The 13937-nt window shown below is 47.4% G+C and carries 12 protein-coding genes; 10 read left to right on the forward strand and 2 right to left on the reverse strand.

The window, feature by feature from the left end:
• Nucleotides 1–37: 37 nt before the first annotated feature.
• Entirely contained in the window at nucleotides 38–1609 is a 1572-nt protein-coding gene (locus C6366_RS06415; protein ID WP_107736508.1) for an ATP-binding protein, read from the forward strand.
• A 158-nt stretch (nucleotides 1610–1767) separates the two neighbouring features.
• Here the strand turns inward: C6366_RS06415 and C6366_RS06420 are convergent, their stop codons facing one another.
• Together C6366_RS06420 and C6366_RS20645 are read right to left on the reverse strand one after the other, a co-directional pair.
• Nucleotides 1768–2076, reverse strand: a complete 309-nt coding sequence (locus C6366_RS06420; RefSeq protein ID WP_107736526.1) for a helix-turn-helix domain-containing protein — start codon at nucleotides 2074–2076, stop codon at nucleotides 1768–1770.
• Between the two features lie 15 nt (nucleotides 2077–2091).
• Nucleotides 2092–2421: a type II toxin-antitoxin system RelE/ParE family toxin gene (locus C6366_RS20645; protein WP_107736509.1), complete on the reverse strand. Its 330-nt coding sequence runs from the start codon at nucleotides 2419–2421 to the stop codon at nucleotides 2092–2094.
• Between the two features lie 160 nt (nucleotides 2422–2581).
• Between C6366_RS20645 and C6366_RS19535 the strand changes: the two genes are divergently transcribed.
• The 9 genes from C6366_RS19535 (at nucleotide 2582) to C6366_RS20000 (ending at nucleotide 13870) form a co-directional block, all read left to right on the forward strand.
• Complete coding sequence (locus C6366_RS19535; protein ID WP_158269676.1) at nucleotides 2582–2752, forward strand: hypothetical protein; 171 nt, start codon at nucleotides 2582–2584, stop codon at nucleotides 2750–2752.
• Between the two features lie 843 nt (nucleotides 2753–3595).
• Entirely contained in the window at nucleotides 3596–4006 is a 411-nt protein-coding gene (locus C6366_RS06430; RefSeq protein WP_107736510.1) for a hypothetical protein, read from the forward strand.
• Nucleotides 4007–4267: 261 nt separating this feature from the next.
• The gene (locus C6366_RS06435) at nucleotides 4268–5626 is read left to right on the forward strand and encodes a YecA family protein (protein WP_107736511.1); all 1359 of its coding nucleotides are present in this window, start codon (nucleotides 4268–4270) and stop codon (nucleotides 5624–5626) included.
• 283 nt (nucleotides 5627–5909) lie between these two features.
• Nucleotides 5910–6788, forward strand: coding sequence for a nucleotidyltransferase (locus tag C6366_RS06440; RefSeq protein WP_107736512.1), 879 nt, complete (start codon nucleotides 5910–5912; stop codon nucleotides 6786–6788).
• Nucleotides 6788–7450 carry a hypothetical protein gene (locus tag C6366_RS06445; RefSeq protein ID WP_107736513.1) on the forward strand — a complete coding sequence of 221 codons (663 nt, stop codon included), beginning with the start codon at nucleotides 6788–6790 and terminating at the stop codon, nucleotides 7448–7450. Before C6366_RS06440 ends, C6366_RS06445 begins: the two co-directional genes overlap by 1 nt.
• A 106-nt stretch (nucleotides 7451–7556) precedes the next feature.
• Nucleotides 7557–9020, forward strand: coding sequence for a hypothetical protein (locus C6366_RS06450; protein WP_107736514.1), 1464 nt, complete (start codon nucleotides 7557–7559; stop codon nucleotides 9018–9020).
• A 214-nt stretch (nucleotides 9021–9234) separates the two neighbouring features.
• On the forward strand, nucleotides 9235–12018 hold the full coding sequence (locus tag C6366_RS06455) for an ATP-binding domain-containing protein (RefSeq protein WP_107736515.1): 2784 nt from the start codon (nucleotides 9235–9237) through the stop codon (nucleotides 12016–12018).
• Between the two features lie 5 nt (nucleotides 12019–12023).
• On the forward strand, nucleotides 12024–13427 hold the full coding sequence (locus C6366_RS06460; RefSeq protein ID WP_107736516.1) for a M48 family metallopeptidase: 1404 nt from the start codon (nucleotides 12024–12026) through the stop codon (nucleotides 13425–13427).
• A gap of 185 nt (nucleotides 13428–13612) precedes the next feature.
• A complete protein-coding gene (locus C6366_RS20000) occupies nucleotides 13613–13870 on the forward strand; it encodes a hypothetical protein (RefSeq protein WP_199221446.1) in 258 nt (85 codons plus the stop codon).
• Nucleotides 13871–13937: the final 67 nt, after the last annotated feature.

A 13937-nucleotide genomic window follows, 5' to 3' on the forward strand; every position in this document is an offset into this window, starting at 1 on the left:
AGGCATCGGAAAACACAGATCGAAAGGAGTCCTCGTCATGCTGCACCTGCCCGTGGGCATCAACACCTTTTCCTCCATCCGCACCGGTGGCTACGTGTACGTGGACAAGACCGGGCATGTTCATCGCCTGGTCCTCAAGCAAGGCCGCTACTTCCTTTCCCGCCCCCGCCGCTTCGGCAAGAGCCTTTTCCTGGATACGCTCCTGGAGTTGTTCCAGGGCAACGAAGAACTGTTTCGCGGTCTGTATATTCACGACAAATGGGACTGGAGTGCGGTCCATCCAGTAATCAAGATCGACTTCGGCGAAGGAGGGGTGCGGAGCCGTGAGGAACTGGACGACAAGATTCGGGAGATGCTGATCGTCAATCAGCAACGCCTGGGGACTGCCTGCCAGTTTCAGAGCAACTCCGGTTGCTTTTCCGAGTTGATCCGCCTGGCCCACGAGCAGACCGGACGACGGGCCGTGGTGCTCATCGACGAGTACGACAAGCCCATTCTGGACAACATCGAGAATCCGGACGTGGCCCGGGAAATCCGCGAAGGGTTGCGGGACATCTACTCCGTGATGAAGGCCCGGGACGCCCACATTCAGTGCATCTTCATGACCGGGGTGAGCAAGTTTTCCAAGGTCAGCCTGTTCAGCGGTCTGAACAACCTGGAAGATCTGACCATTGATTCCCAATATGCCGCCATCTGCGGTTACACCCAGCAAGAACTGGAGACCTGCTTCGCCGATCATCTGGAGGGGGTGGACCTGGATCAATTCCGACTCTGGTACAACGGGTACCGCTGGATGGGCGAGGCGGTCTACAATCCTTTTGATGTCCTGCTGTTTCTGCAAAAGGGCAAGGTTTATCGCAACTACTGGTTCGAGACCGGCAGCCCAAGCTTTCTGATCAAGTTGTTCCAGCAAAAGCGCTACTTTTTGCCGAACCTGGAAGGCATCGAGGTGGGCGAGGAGATTCTCAGTTCCTTCGACGTGGACCGGATCACGCCGGAGACTCTGCTTTTTCAGACTGGATACCTGACCATTGCCGAGAATCTGGCCCGCTATGGCGAACAGCGATACGTGCTCAGCGTGCCGAACAGGGAAGTGCGCATAGCCCTGAGCAATGCCCTGGTCACCGGATATACCCAGTTGGCCTCGGAAAAGTTCCAAATCAAGGATACTCTCCGCAACGCCTTGCTCGTTGCTGACTTCCCGGCCCTACGTGAAGTCATTCACCGCCTCTTCGCGGCAATCCCTTACCGGAACTTCACAAACACGGACCTGCTGGACTGCGAGGGCTACTACGCTTCGGTGCTCTACGCCTTTTTCGCCTCCCTGAACGCCCGGATCATCCCGGAGGACGTCACCAACAAAGGCCAGGCCGACTTGACCGTGATTCTGGACACGCATGTCTTCGTCATGGAGATCAAGCTGGTCCAGACCCCGGAAGTCGAAGGCAACCCGGCCTTGGAGCAGATCCGGGCCAAGGGCTGCAGCGAGAAATATCGCGACCAACCCGGGGTGACCGTATATGAAATGGGCCTCGTCTTCAGCCGGGCCGAGCGCAACCTGATCGCCCTGGATGGCCGGGAAGTATTGGGAGCTGCCGCGTCATCCTGACCGCCTCCTCCTCACCAGCCACGGCCGACGCCATCGCCAAATCCTTCACCCGCGCCCCCCGCGCCAGAATCGCCGAAATCCTGGAAACCCTGGCCGCCCTGGGCACGGCCCGGGAGGTGGAGGCGGGGCGGTTTATCGGGCAGTAAAAGATGCACGGGCTATCCAATAGCCCTCCCGATTTCTTGTCTTGATGAGCCGAGGCCGATCAAGGCCTTCATCATCAATTCCAACGAAACGGAAGGGTCTCCATGCTCGACCTTGGCAATCCGAGACTGGCTCGAACCGAGTGCTTCGGCCAATTTCGCCTGAGTCATCTTTTGCGCCTTCCGTTTTTGAACAATGATATCGGCCAAGGCCAGCTTCATATCAATAATTTCCAAGTCAGCCTGATCGAGATCAAGAAACTCATCCACATCCCCGACAACCCAGCCCTTTGATTGCAGTTTCTTCTTTTTTTCTGCTTCCATCACGCCCTCCATCATTCAGTCGTCATAAGCGGCGAGCCTCGCCTTGCAGAGATCAATTGTCGCCTTGAGCGTTCTTCGCGTTTTCTTTTGTTCCCAGTGAATAAGCACAATGCAGTCTACATCGATCCGATAGAAAAACCTCCAAGTGACATCTTCATCAACGACCCGCAACTCATGACACCGCTTGCCGATTGAAGGCATTGGCCTGCTGTGGGGTAGGGACAAACTTTGTCCGGATTGAAGCAGCCTCAAAAGATAGCCCGATTCTATCCTGGCTGAGTGCGACAAGGGTGGAGATTTCGGCACACTGGCCATCCAAGCCAAGGGCTTGTGCTTTTCATGCATGGCAACATGTTATGTCACATCGGACATTTTTTCAAGCAATAATCCATCCTTTTAAATCTCGTTGCATGTCACGAGCCCGTGTACGTCTTGCCAGCCACACCATCGCCTAAATCCGCCAGAATGACCGGAGCGGCCCCGATCATTGCCTGTCGGCTTTTTTATGAATCTGCTTTTCACTTCTTCCCTCTTCACGAATCACCGCCGACGCCATCGCCAAATCCTTCACCCGCGCCCCCCGCGCCAGAATCGTCGAAATCCTGGAAACCTGGAAACCCTGACCGCCCTGGGCACGGCCCGGGAGGTGGAGGCGGGGCGGTTTATCGGGCAGTAAGCCGCGCGGTAACTCAGAATGCGCCCACCTGGATTTCAATGGTCACTGGTTCGCTGATGTGGGCTCGGATGGAGTCTTTACGGAATTGTTCCATGGTGTACGGCATACGATTGCTTCCACTCCAAATGTCGTTTAATGGCTTCAACATTTGGTACGTTGGTTTCCCGAAGCCAGGGATGATTCAGAACCTGTTGACATTTCCAGAGTTGAACCGCCCGCTTCGCTCAGGGCACGAAGGTCGCGAAGAAGATTCCTCCCGTCGGTGAGGGGCAATGTTTTTTGAAAGCAGCTTTTTCCCTGCTTTCCTAAATTTTTACCTTGCCTGCCCGGTGAAACCGGGTACCCTTTCAGGGTGTTTCACTGGGGCGTACCCAGCGCCTTGAGTGACCAAACGGGAGCGGGCGGTTCGTTACTTCATCCGAGGTTGGCTTTATGTCCCGCTCTTTTGGTGATCACATTGGCTGCCGCATAAAGCCAACCTCAGTGCAACGCATAATGCTGACCTCGGCGTTTAGAAGGACCTGGTGGATGCTTCTTAATAGCCTGGAATAGTAGTATGAGTGCGGGTTTTTATTTCGGAAAATGCTTGCCAAGTCAGCAGGTGGTAAAGCCGGAAATTTTGGGGGGCGGAATTTTGTGAGTTCCGCATAATAACACTGTTCCCGCGACGCATCCGCGTCGCGGGAACGTGCCGGGGCTGACTGCGTCCAGTCGGTTGCCCTCGCCGCGGATGCCGCGTCGAGAACAACCGACTGGACCGGACTTCGGCCTGTCCTTCCGCAAGCGAGCTTGCTCCAGTACAGGCCGAAGCCGGTCAGCCCCGGCACGTTATCTGGAGATGTCATGAAGAAACTATCTTTGGTCAAAGATGACGGAGAAATACGTGAATATAGGTTAAACGATGGCCGGTTGGTTACTATTGATGTTTCAGATGATAGTGAATTGGTTGTGAAGGATCATAAAAATAATGAAATAGGGAAGATGAATTTTTCATATCGAGATGAAGATTTTCCAGGCGGTTCATCATATTATCACATTACTTGGATGTATTTGGACTTAAAGGACAGTTCATACCTTCATAAAGGAATTGGCAGAGAGGCGTTAACGCATTTTAAAGAAGTCTATGGTTTACCGATTAAAGCATCGGACAATGATGGGTTAAAAAAAGATGATGGTAGCCATCTTACAGGAGATGCTCCTACCTTTGTTGAAAAAATGCGTAATGAAGGTTTGATTGAACCAGTTTTCAGATAACAATTTTCTGCACCTGATCGGTGTTCCGCTGCCGCTCCACACCGTCAGGTGAGAAATACGTTCCCGCGACGCATCCGCGTCGCGGGAACGGGCCGGGGCTGACTGCGTCCATCCGGTTGCCCTCGCCGCGGAAGCCGCGTCGAGAACAACCGGCTGGACCGGACTTCGGCCTGTCCTTCCGCAAGCGAGCTTGCTCCAGAACAGGCCGAAGCCGGTCAGCCCCGGCCCGTTAGCTTTTCAATTAAGTTGAAAGATAAGAGAATGAGTAAAAAAATCGGTCGAAACGATCTTTGTCCTTGTGGATCGAATTTGAAATATAAAAAATGCTGTGCAAACAATTTAGAATTAAATAGTCCAGAATTTTTAGATAAAAAGCTATTTAATTATTTAAAAGAACATGGCATTGAGGAAAAAGATATTAATGAATTGAAATCTGGAAAGAAATCATTAAGTTCTTTTAATATTGATCTCGATAAAATTAAAGCAATTTACTCTTCAACAGGTCTATATGAAAGCATAAAAACTGAACGTGATGAAATTTTCCCACAGATAGATTTATATTTTCCTATAAAATTGATACCTGATAAAATTTATTACATAAATCGAAAAATTGATGATTTTGATAAAATTATTTGTTTTAATAAAGCATTAACTGATAATAAAAGGTTGATAAATGCAATTGGATGGAAGAAAAGACAAGATAAGCATAAAGAATATAATGAACTGATCGTTGAGATGTTTAGTAAAATTGCGCAACCTTTTAGCCTTGACTTGGTTCCATTCCCTGCATTTCCAGGATACATGGTCAAAGCTATTTGGAATGAAACCGAACAAGGTATTTTAAGATACAAAGGGCATTTATACAATGTGATTATTGATCGAATTGAATCAATTATTATTAATTTCAATAATATTCTTACAACGGCATGTATAATCCGTCAACTGATTGAAATAGTAATTAATTCAATTTTCAATAATTTTGTATTATTGGTCGCTTACCAAAAATTAAAGTTAGCTGTACTCCAAACTGGAGAAAATGTAATTGTTTTTGATATTTCATTCCCTGATTTTGTGCAAACGCTAAGTGATTGGCCTAAAGCTGGTGTCAAGAGATTAAACAGCAATATTAAGGATATAATGTCATTACATAAAGATAAGAAATACAACCCTCCTCAACTGAATAGAAAAGTATTAACTTATGATGAACGACTTAAATGGGCAAGACATACAATTCAAGGTGCTGATCAGCAGATTGTAATGAAGATAGGCTCATTGCATGAGTCTTTAGAAATATTACATGAACAATATTCATTTTTGAACGGTTTTGTCCATCCTTCTGCTCAGATTTTTCCAGTTGTTGCATATTATGAAAAAGCCGATGGTGGGTTTAATGATATTGATGTACAAGATTCTGTTCAAATTTCTGCTATTAAAACAATCTATAATAGCCTAAGACTGATTAAATACTATGTTTTCAATGAAGCATGGGACAAAATTGGTTCATTTGAAAAACTTGTTTCAGCTAAAGTGTCAAATCTTGTTGATTGCAAAATCGGATTGGTTGATACAATACAGAAACCAGAATGGTTTATTGATTCCGAAAAACGTAAATTGCCATAATATTAAACACAGTATAAAAGCTAACCAAACGCTCCAGCGGTTCGGTTTTGCTCCGCTATCGCTCCGCAAAACCGAACCGCTGAGCTTATCGTTCCCGCGACGCATCCGCGTCGCGGGAACGTGGCGGGGCTGACTGCGTCCAGCCGGTTGCCCTCGCCGCGGATGCCGCGTCGAGAACAACCGACTGGACCGGACTTCGGCCTGTCCTTCCGCAAGCGAGCTTGCTCCAGTACAGGCCGAAGCCGGTCAGCCCCGGCCCGTTAGCGTTTCAAGAGGATAAGTAATGAGCTTGGAAGATAAATTGTCCAGATGGACAGGGCCTTCGAGTGACACCGAACAGGAAAAACAGGATAGAACCGAGCGGATGATTCGGCAAGCTTTAGATTCACAACACGAACCATTCAATAATTGCTCATTTAAGGTTTATGCAAAGGGCTCTTACGCTAACAATACTAATGTGCGCTCAGACAGTGACGTAGATATCGCAGTAGAATGCACGGAAGTCCTTTACTGGGAGGAGGAAGAGCCGGGTATAAGTACTCCAGGAAAACCATATGAAGGCATTTGGACTCCAGCAAAACTTAGATCAGAACTTGTCGCTGCTTTGAAAGACACATTCCCCAATCAAGTCGATGCTACAGGATCGACAGCTATACAAGTAAACTCTAGCTCTTCACGCGTTGATGCCGATGTCGTTCCGTGTTTCAGCTACGAGTACTATATGAAATATGAGACGAGAAAAGGGACGAAAATATTCAAGACTGATGGTGGTGCTATCGTTAATTATCCTGCCCAGCAATTAGAGAACGGGATAGCTAAAAACAAGCGGACGGGCTACGCATACAAAAAGGGAGTGCGTTTATTAAAGCGCATTGAGAACGCGATGGCACAAGATGGTTCATTCCGGGAGTTACCATCCTATTTTATGGAGTGTCTAGCCTACAATTGTCCAGATTCAGAATTTGCTCATTCGACATGGACGGACTGTCTCCGCGGAATGCTTATCCATATTTGGGATCAGCTTCAGGGTGACGAACCATCTTCTGATCGGTGGGTTGAAGTAAACGGTTGTTATTACCTATTTCATCCAGGACAAAAATGGTCTCGCGCGGATGGTCGTGAGTTTGCTAATGCAGCTTGGAATTACCTTGGGTTTAGCTAATGCGCACTGTGACACTTAAAAGTTCGTTGTATCTACTGGTGGGAATTTCGGCGGTTGCATGGATTGCACTTGCCTACTTTAATGGGCTAGATTTATCAAAAGCTAAAGACTTTTTTAGACTTGTCCCGAAAGTGGTGACTATTGATCTTCTGGTAGTGGCAGTGTTCATTAAGTGGGGATGGAAATTTAAAATATTTAGAGGCTGGCTTGTCCCTTTTCCCAACTTGAACGGAAGTTGGGTGGGTTTAATATATTCAGATTGGAAAAATCCAGAGATAGGAGAAAAGCCACCTCCTATACCGGTAATGCTCACTGTAAATCAATCTTTTTTCCATATTAGCTGCATGATGTATACAAGCGAAATGGAAAGCTCATCCTATTCTGAGGGCTTTCTTATCGAACCGGATCGACAGATTAAGAACATAGCATATTCCTATACTAGCAAGCCTAGATTAAGTTTGAATGCGCGAAGTGTTCCGCATGATGGAACAGCAGTGTTCAAGATCATTGAAAAGCCGAAGCAAAAGCTAGTGGGCAGGTATTGGACGGAGAGATTAACAAAAGGTGAAATCGTTCTTCAGTATCACTCTAAAGAAATACTTGAGGAACTTCCGGAAGAGTTGGGTGAGCATCCCGTAAAGGAAGATGAAAATCGACGCTAACAATCGGCTGCACGGCGACCGATTTTCCGCTGCTTCGCAGCTCCAAACCGGCGCGTGAGCCGGGCGTTAGCAATCTATCAACCGGAAAACATATGAAGGGGTGGGGATGGAACTTCGCGGGATTTCTTTTGGAGAAAGAGTCGCAGAAAATGAAGCAGCACGACTTGCAGAATATTTCGTAAAAACGGAACAGTGGAACTCTCTGGTTTCTGGAAAGGTTGACGTTATTTTTGGCGCAAAGGGCGCTGGGAAAAGTGCGTTATATACCCTTCTGATGAATGAAGGACATCAGTTGGAGAAAAGCAATATAATTCTCATTTCAGCAGAAAAGCCTGCCGGGCAAACTGTGTTCTCAGATATAACATCAGAACCTCCCACAGCAGAGAATGAGTTTGTTTCCTTGTGGAAAATTTATATATGTCAATTGATAGTAAACTGGTTAATGGAAAACGACGCATGTGATGGCGATGCTGAAATTGTTGCTATGCACTTGATAGATGCTGGTTTGATAGAGGATGACAATACGCTCCGAAAATTGGTGAACCGGGCAAAGGCGTTCGCTAAACGATTGATATCATTAGATTCAATCGAAGGTGGAATTACAGCAGAAGGCGGGGCTACAGGAAAAATTACCTTCCGAGAGCCATCCCAAGAGAACCAAAAGTCTGGGTATCGTTCAATTGACGAGCTTATTGATTATTTGAGTAAGCATCTACAAAAGATAGATAAATCCTTTTGGATTCTTTGTGACAGACTGGATGTGGCTTTTGATGATTCGTTTGATCTTGAAAAAAATGCACTCAGAGCATTGTTCAAGGTTTATCGAGATATCGAAGAGCACAGTTCCATTAATCTAAAAGTATTCTTGAGGGACGACATTTGGAAAAGGATAACAAACGAAGGTTTTCGCGAGGCCAGCCATATAACCAGAGTGACAACAATAAGTTGGACAGACAAAAACCTAATGAATCTAATTGTTTCAAGAGCTCTGCGAAATGATGAAATTTTAGAGAAATATGTGGTTGATCCAGAATACGTTCTTTCAGACTATGATCAACAGCTTATTTTATTTTATAAAATGTTCCCCGAACAAGTTGATGTTGGAGAAAAGCAGTCCGATACATTTAACTGGATTAAAAGCCGAATTCGAGATGGACTAAATAATGTCGCGCCAAGGGAGTTGATTCACTTTTATAATGAGTCAATTTCTCAAGAGATAGAGGAGCAAGAGGTAGGTAACGACGCAGTCGAACCCCCGAATATTGTCAGCAGGCAAGCTATAAAGAATGCTACTTATGAGGTTTCAAAGGTTAGAACGGAACAGACTGTATTTGCTGAGCATGCACCTTTGAAAAAATACATTATAGCTCTTCATGGCAATAAGGCAGAGCATAATCTAGACTCGCTGTCCGACGTATGGGGGACCGAAAAAGGTGAGTCAGAAAAAATATCTAGTCAACTAGCAGAAATAGGATTCTTCGAGTCTAGGGCCGCAAGAATAGAAGGTGTTTATAAGGTGCCCTTTATGTATAGATTCTATCTTGAGATATCCCAAGGGAAAGCATACTAATACTCAAGTCCTTGCTAACAATTCGGTCAACGGGACCGCTTTTCCGCGCCGCCTTCGGCTCTGCTCCAAAGCGGCCCGTTACCTCTGCGTTATGCGTAAAATGAACTCATGAGCGATAACTGGAAACAAGAAGTAGTAGAAGCAGCTAAACAAGCTACGAGAACAAAAAGGAGAAACACAGGGTGAAAATAATTAGCAATGCAAAGGATGAAGTATGACCTTCAAGGCCTTCAGGGGATCTGCCTTTAACCACAGTCACGAGAACAAGGCATTCAATGATCTCCATGACCTGCTGCGACAATACTGGTCAGAGCAAGATGAGCCTCTGTACTTGTTCGGTAATTTCTTTGTGGGTGGTAAGGAGTTAGATGCCCTTATCATTAAACGAAACGCCATCATTGTCATCGACTTTAAAAACTATGGAGGCGAGGTCAAGTTCTCGGAGAACAACCGCTGGACCTGCGATGGTGTTCCCGTCAAAGGTGGCAACAGCATCAATCCCTACCAGCAGCTACGCACAAACAAGTTCGCCCTGCTCGAATACATCAACAGTGACCGAATATCACTGAAATCTGATCCCAACCTAGGTCATATCGCTGCGCTAACACTTTTCCAGCAGTCAATTCAGTTTGATGAGCTACAGGTTCCAGCGAAGATTCGCAGCTGGTTCCATGTGGGCGATATGCTCCATGCCGTTCGCACCATCGATGGGATAGTGAGCGCCTCAATCGATCTTCCGAATGCGGACATTGAGACGCTTATTAGCACCTTTGATGTGCCGCCTTACTTCCCCGATGGAAGGCCTGAAACCCGCAGCATAGCATCGATCTCAGAAAGTGACTCACCTTCATTTCGCTGGACCGAAGGTCAACAACAGGTGTTGGCTTGGACCACAAAGTGGCTGGAGGGCGATGCTACCGCGCTGGTAGTTACCGGGATGGTGAACACGGGCAAGAGAACCGTACTGTCTGAAGTCATACAGCAAGTGGAACGACATGGACTGACGCCGGTCCTGTTGACGCCCAATGGACGGATCGCGCAGCGTTATCGGTTGCTGGGTTTTGAAGAGTGTCACTCCGTTTATACCTATCTATACAGTAGTCAACCGAACCGGATTGAGAAAAGTAGTTCTGGTGTGGGCGTGGGAGTGCATGAGGTAAAGCTCACCCCGCAGTATGTCGAGGGAAAGTGCCTGATATTTGTCGAGGCACATCTCCTGGGCAATAGCTTTTTCGCAACTGACACTACCCGATTTGGAACGGGTCATCTGGTTAATGATTTACTGGAGGCCGTGGGTGAAACATCACCCAAGATGCTGCTAGTTGGTGATCCCTACCAGTTATCGCGAGGCGATCTCAAACTCAGCTTTATCCATAGTCAGGTGTTTGAGGAACGAGAGCTCAAAACGGTACGGGTGGTCGTTGATGAACAGCTGCGCCCCGATCCCGAGCAGCAGGGTCTTCTCGATTTCCAGTTCGAATTGGCGGAGCACTTAAAGCACAAACACTACAATCGCCTTCCCAAGTCAGACGGTGATCAGGTTAGTGAGGTGGACAAAGACCCTAACCTTCCGAATGAGCTATCTACCGGATACTTTCATACGGTCTATCTTTGTGCTTTGAACGAGGCAGCGCATCGCATCAATTTGGCGGTCAAAAAGGCGCTGCGCCCTCAGGGGGTTCACAGCCTTGATGTCGGTGATCGGATCGATTTTCATAATCGCACTCCGGTGGTACCCGATGCATATGATCCGTCTGAGATTAACGTGCAAGAATCATCCAACGTCAATGCAGGCGACATCGGCGTTGTGGAGTGGATTTCCGACCAGGAAGAGGTCCACTCCATACTGTTGAAAGGGCGGGACAAACCGACCGACCTGCGCTTCAGGCTGATGCGCTGCAAGGTGCCTGGATTGGGTTCGGTCAATGTACGTTACCTGCCAGACTATTTGAGTGCCGAAAAACCGGAACTCTCTTCAGATCAGCTCATTGCCATGAACATCTTTGCCCGCCAGCAGGCAGAGAAAGACCTAGGTGATCTGAAAGAAAAGCTTTCTCGATTGAAGGAATCGGATGACGAGGCAGATAAGTCAAGATACAAGGCCGAGAAAGAACGCTTTGACCTTTTAGTTAATCGTCGCGTGATTTGTAGTGGCTATTTTAATGCAGCGCGAATCCGGTTTGCTTACGCGATGACGGTGCACAGGGGGCAGGGGCGTGAATGGAGTCATGTCATCCTGAACGCTGAACGTAGCTCCGGAGGCGAATCGCATCATAATGATGAATACTTTCGTTATCTATACACCGCTGCGACCTGTTCATCGGCAAAGCTTTCACTTCAAAAATATCCTGATCTCAACCCACTGACGCAGTGTGTTTTCAAGGCGAACCCCCAGTGCAAGATTGGACCTTTCAATCTGACCAGACCGCTCCATTACGACCAAGATCGAAAACCAACTAACAGTGAGGCAAGGCTACCTCCACCTAAGGGGCTAACCGATGCAAAGCCTCAACTGATTGCGCTGCTTCTGGCGATTGTCGACCGCTTGGGAAGTTCTTGCTGGAAAATAGAGTCTATTTCGCAGCATGCCTATCAGGAGCATTACGTCTTCATGAATGCCCAGGGTCAGAAAGTCGTGGCGAGAATGTCTTATAAGGGTGATTTCACAGTATCGAACATCACCTGGGTTGCCGAAGGTGTTGATCAGGCTGAACTTCGTAAGCTGCAAGACTGCATCTATGGCGTCGATAGCTTTGAAAGCTGGGAGGTAAAGGAAGCCGTCCAAGCCCTTGATGATCTTCTTCTGCCAGCCGGTTTCAACCGAAGTGGCGTGAAAGAAAGTGCCTATCGAGCGCAAGTGGGTTTTAACCACAGTCAGGGCACCCTCGAATTGGAGATCAATGTAGGAAAAACGGGATTGGCCAGCTCGATAAGGCCCGTACGAAGTAGTGACGAAAACCTCATTGCCACTGTTCAGGAGCTTATCGACTCGGTGTAAGGCAAATGACCATATTTCAAACCATCAAGAAACTCAGGCACAGTGGCAAACCGGTAGATGCATGGAATACCGGACATCCTGCGCTGCAAGATGAGCCAGGCAATCTTTTTCTCAAACGGAGCCTATATTGGGCATGCTACGATGGCATAAAGGCGATTCAGGAACGCATCGCACATAGAAACAACAAAGCGCCAACTCAACAGGAACAGCAAGATATTTCCAGCTGGATCTCTTGTATCGAAAAGCTTGATCTACCCCTTCCCTGTGAAGAGCTTAATTTTCGTTTCTTCAACCTATTCAGGGAAAACGGTGAGCACTATGAGGCCTTTATTAGATTTGTGCTCAACCACAGTGAGAACCTATTCGTCTGGCCCGATGATTTCACGCCCTATCAGGGCGAGAAATACGAAAGCCCAAGCCAAGTGGTAAAGCAGGCACGAGCGGCTGCAAAGGGATGGCTAACCTATCGGAAAGAATGGAATATTGATCTTGCAGTTCTTTTATCGTTCCTGGATATGGCCAACAGTAGGGCCAAAGACCACGACAAAACCTGGCTTCACTATGATTATGCCAAGTGCTTGATTGGCTCTAGGAACTACGAGGCCGCCAGAGACCTCGTGCTACCCATTGTGCGAACCAAAGTATCGGAGTTTTGGGCCTGGGGCGCACTGGCCGCCACTTATATCGACTCGAACCCGACCAAAGCAGTTGCTTGTTTCGCAAAAGGGTTGGGTGAATGCCGAGAGGCCAAGTTTTCGGTCAAGATGCGTGGCTCCTTGGCCTCTTTACTTGCGAGTCAGGGTGAACCTGAAAAAGCCTCTGCACTCTTGTGCTCTATTGCCGACATCTATTCCAGCGAAGGTTGGACACTGAAGTCTGAGTATGAGGATTTGATGGCACAACCATGGTTTGATGCCTCGGCAGCTGGGACAGTCAATCTCGATCAATTTTTCAGTACCGCAGGTGCGCAAGCAAATAATCTTCTATATGACAAAACCACCACTCAAACGGGTATTGTTGCCTCAATACACAAGTCTGGGAAGGGTTTTAATGTATATCTCTCGGAAGGCCTAAAAATTCCCGTACGAAAAGGCACTTATGCCACCAAATCCCTTCCTTCAGTTGGTGACTGGGTCTCAGTCACATATGCCAACACTACTGATAGTACAGAGGTATTGGAGGCTGCACCAACTGAGCCGATAACTCTTCCTGGTCTTGAGGTAGAAGTCGGAGAACTACGGGTTAATCCGAAAGGCTTTGCCTTTGTCGGAAACACCTTTGTCGCCCCCGATTTGGTCGTGCAGGAAATGCACGGAGCCGCAGTCGAGGTAATGAAGATTTGGGATATGAACCCAAAAAAAATGGAAATGACCTGGAGGGCAATTAAAGTTACGAAATTAGCCATATAGAGAGACCATGGCTGAAGAGGCTATTTTTGACGACAGAGCATCACCACTGCTATCGCAATATGGCCAAATTGTTACGGAGAATCAGATTACGGTAAAAGTCGTCTAGAGAATGAAGAATATTTGTGCGAATGTGGGGCGTATCATTGAAGAGAAAAGGCATAACAAGGCGCTCGTGCAGACGCTCCTTGCGTCGCGCCGCACAGCCCCGGCCCGTAGGACAAAAGTTGGAGGAGTTCGACGCCAAATTTGATGCGGGTGAAGACATCAGTGAATATCAGGAAGTGAGTAAAGGTTTCCGCCCGGGATGGGAACAGAAGAAAGTGAATGTAGATATTCCTGTTTGGATGATCGATCCGTTGGATACGCAAGCTCGGAGAATCAGACAGGACTTTAACCGCATCGCGCCAAATCCAGCCTTTTCCGCAATAATTTCTGCATGTTAACCTGGCCCTTTGCGTAAGACCCTACTGATATCTCTGCTTTTTTGTCAAAAAAACGTTTAATTTTATA

The sequence above is a fragment of the Desulfonatronum sp. SC1 genome, from assembly GCF_003046795.1.
Lineage (GTDB): Bacteria > Desulfobacterota > Desulfovibrionia > Desulfovibrionales > Desulfonatronaceae > Desulfonatronum.

Coding starts and splice junctions, on each gene's coding strand:
- C6366_RS06415 (WP_107736508.1), top strand. CDS start 38: ATGCTGCACCTGCCCGTGGGCATCAACACCTTTTCCTCCATCCGCACC.
- C6366_RS06420 (WP_107736526.1), bottom strand. CDS start 2,076: ATGGAAGCAGAAAAAAAGAAGAAACTGCAATCAAAGGGCTGGGTTGTC.
- C6366_RS20645 (WP_107736509.1), bottom strand. CDS start 2,421: ATGCATGAAAAGCACAAGCCCTTGGCTTGGATGGCCAGTGTGCCGAAA.
- C6366_RS19535 (WP_158269676.1), top strand. CDS start 2,582: ATGAATCTGCTTTTCACTTCTTCCCTCTTCACGAATCACCGCCGACGC.
- C6366_RS06430 (WP_107736510.1), top strand. CDS start 3,596: ATGAAGAAACTATCTTTGGTCAAAGATGACGGAGAAATACGTGAATAT.
- C6366_RS06435 (WP_107736511.1), top strand. CDS start 4,268: ATGAGTAAAAAAATCGGTCGAAACGATCTTTGTCCTTGTGGATCGAAT.
- C6366_RS06440 (WP_107736512.1), top strand. CDS start 5,910: ATGAGCTTGGAAGATAAATTGTCCAGATGGACAGGGCCTTCGAGTGAC.
- C6366_RS06445 (WP_107736513.1), top strand. CDS start 6,788: ATGCGCACTGTGACACTTAAAAGTTCGTTGTATCTACTGGTGGGAATT.
- C6366_RS06450 (WP_107736514.1), top strand. CDS start 7,557: ATGGAACTTCGCGGGATTTCTTTTGGAGAAAGAGTCGCAGAAAATGAA.
- C6366_RS06455 (WP_107736515.1), top strand. CDS start 9,235: ATGACCTTCAAGGCCTTCAGGGGATCTGCCTTTAACCACAGTCACGAG.
- C6366_RS06460 (WP_107736516.1), top strand. CDS start 12,024: ATGACCATATTTCAAACCATCAAGAAACTCAGGCACAGTGGCAAACCG.